Below are 2,500 nucleotides of genomic sequence, written 5' to 3'. Positions count from 1 at the left end.
TCATGGCCAGGGTGAAGGTGCCGTAACAGGTACTGGAGGCCCGAACCCACGTCTGTTGCAAAAGACGGGGATGAGCTGTGATTAGGAGTGAAAAGCTAATCGAACCCGGAGATAGCTGGTTCTCCTCGAAAGCTATTTAGGTAGCGCCTCATATGTATCCTCTCGGGGGTAGAGCACTGTTATGGCTAGGGGGTCATCGCGACTTACCAAACCATTGCAAACTCCGAATACCGAGACGGACTGTATGGGAGACACACGGCGGGTGCTAACGTCCGTCGTGAAAAGGGAAACAACCCAGACCCACAGCTAAGGTCCCAAATTTTGTGCTAAGTGGAAAACCATGTGGAAAGGCACAGACAGCCAGGAGGTTGGCTTAGAAGCAGCCACCCTTTAAAGAAAGCGTAATAGCTCACTGGTCGAGTCGGTCTGCGGGGAAGATTTAACGGGGCTAAGCACAGAACCGAAGCTTGGGGTGTGCATATTTATATGTACGCGGTAGAGGAGCGTTCCGTAAGCCGTTGAAGGTGGATTGAGAAGTCTGCTGGAGGTATCGGAAGTGCGAATGCTGACATGAGTAACGATAATGCGGGTGAAAAACCCGCACGCCGAAAGCCCAAGGTTTCCTTGCGCAACGTTAATCGGCGCAGGGTGAGTCGGCCCCTAAGGCGAGGACGAAAGTCGTAGTCGATGGGAAGCAGGTTAATATTCCTGCACCTCGCGTAAGTGCGATGGAGGGACGGAGAAGGTTAGGCATACCGGGCGTTGGTTGTCCCGGGGAAAGGCGGTAGGTTTGGATCTTTGGCAAATCCGGGATCCTTTAAGACCGAGCACCGAGACGAGCCTTTATGGCGAAGTTGCTGATACCACGCTTCCAGGAAAAGCTCCTAAGCTTCAGCTTACGCAGACCGTACCGTAAACCGACACAGGTGGGTAGGATGAGAATTCTCAGGCGCTTGAGAGAACTCGGGTGAAGGAACTAGGCAACATGGCACCGTAACTTCGGGAGAAGGTGCACCCTTTTTGGTGGCTCGTGCGAGCTATAGCTGAAGAGGGTCGCAGTAACCAGGCCGCTGCGACTGTTTATCAAAAACACAGCACTCTGCAAACACGAAAGTGGACGTATAGGGTGTGACGCCTGCCCGGTGCTGGAAGGTTAATTGATGGGGTCAGCCGCAAGGCGAAGCTCTTGATCGAAGCCCCAGTAAACGGCGGCCGTAACTATAACGGTCCTAAGGTAGCGAAATTCCTTGTCGGGTAAGTTCCGACCTGCACGAATGGCGTAACGACAGCGGCGCTGTCTCCACCCGAGACTCAGTGAAATTGAAATCGCTGTGAAGATGCAGCGTTCCCGTGGCAAGACGGAAAGACCCCGTGAACCTTTACTATAGCTTTACACTGAACGTTGAGTTCGTCTGTGTAGGATAGGTGGGAGGCTATGAAACCATGGCGCTAGCTGTGGCGGAGCCATCCTTGAAATACCACCCTGTCGTGCTTGACGTTCTAACCTGGGTCCATTATCTGGATCGGGGACCGTGTATGGTGGGTAGTTTGACTGGGGCGGTCTCCTCCTAAAGAGTAACGGAGGAGCTCGAAGGTACGCTCAGCGCGGTCGGACATCGCGCACTGTGTGCAAAGGCATAAGCGTGCTTGACTGCAAGATCGACGGATCAAGCAGGTAGGAAACTAGGACTTAGTGATCCGGTGGTTCTGTATGGAAGGGCCATCGCTCAACGGATAAAAGGTACTCCGGGGATAACAGGCTGATACCGCCCAAGAGTTCATATCGACGGCGGTGTTTGGCACCTCGATGTCGGCTCATCACATCCTGGGGCTGTAGTCGGTCCCAAGGGTATGGCTGTTCGCCATTTAAAGTGGTACGCGAGCTGGGTTCAGAACGTCGTGAGACAGTTCGGTCCCTATCTGCCATGGGCGTTGGAGATTTGAGAGGGGCTGCTCCTAGTACGAGAGGACCGGAGTGGACGAACCTCTGGTGTTCCGGTTGTCACGCCAGTGGCATTGCCGGGTAGCTATGTTCGGAAGCGATAACCGCTGAAAGCATCTAAGCGGGAAGCGCGCCTCAAGATGAGATCTCCCGGGGCACAAGCCCCCTGAAGGAACCATGTAGACTACGTGGTTGATAGGTCAGGTGTGTAAGTACAGCAATGTATTGAGCTAACTGATACTAATGATCCGAGAGGCTTGACCATATAACCTCAAGTTGCCTTGGCCGACATGACATGTCGATAGATCCAAGTGCACGCTACGTCACAAGACCAAACGAGAGGCAGGCGCTCAGGCGCGTCTCTTTGCATCGCAGGCAGCATCATGCCCGCCCCCTGCAAAGACACGACGCCCAGGCGACACTCCAACCGCCTCCCTGGTGAAATTAGCGCTATGGAACCACCCGATCCCATCCCGAACTCGGAAGTGAAACGTAGCTGCGCCGATGGTAGTGTGGCCTAAGCCATGCGAGAGTAGGTCATCGCCAGGGTTTATACCC

General features: G+C 54.2%; 2 rRNA genes (1 of these 2 cut by a window edge). Both read left to right on the top strand.

From position 1 onward, the window contains the following. Positions 1 to 2,207, top strand: a 23S ribosomal RNA gene (locus tag CR918_RS20940) (it extends 674 nt beyond the left edge of the window). A 169-nt stretch (positions 2,208 to 2,376) separates the two neighbouring features. Continuing rightward, positions 2,377 to 2,491: ribosomal RNA gene (gene rrf, locus CR918_RS20935) — 5S ribosomal RNA — on the top strand. The last annotated feature ends 9 nt before the right edge of the window (positions 2,492 to 2,500 follow it).

Source organism: Stenotrophomonas indicatrix (genome assembly GCF_002750975.1).
Taxonomy (GTDB): domain Bacteria; phylum Pseudomonadota; class Gammaproteobacteria; order Xanthomonadales; family Xanthomonadaceae; genus Stenotrophomonas; species Stenotrophomonas indicatrix.
Note: the sequence above shows the minus strand (reverse complement) of the source record. Positions and strands in the feature narration are given on the sequence as shown.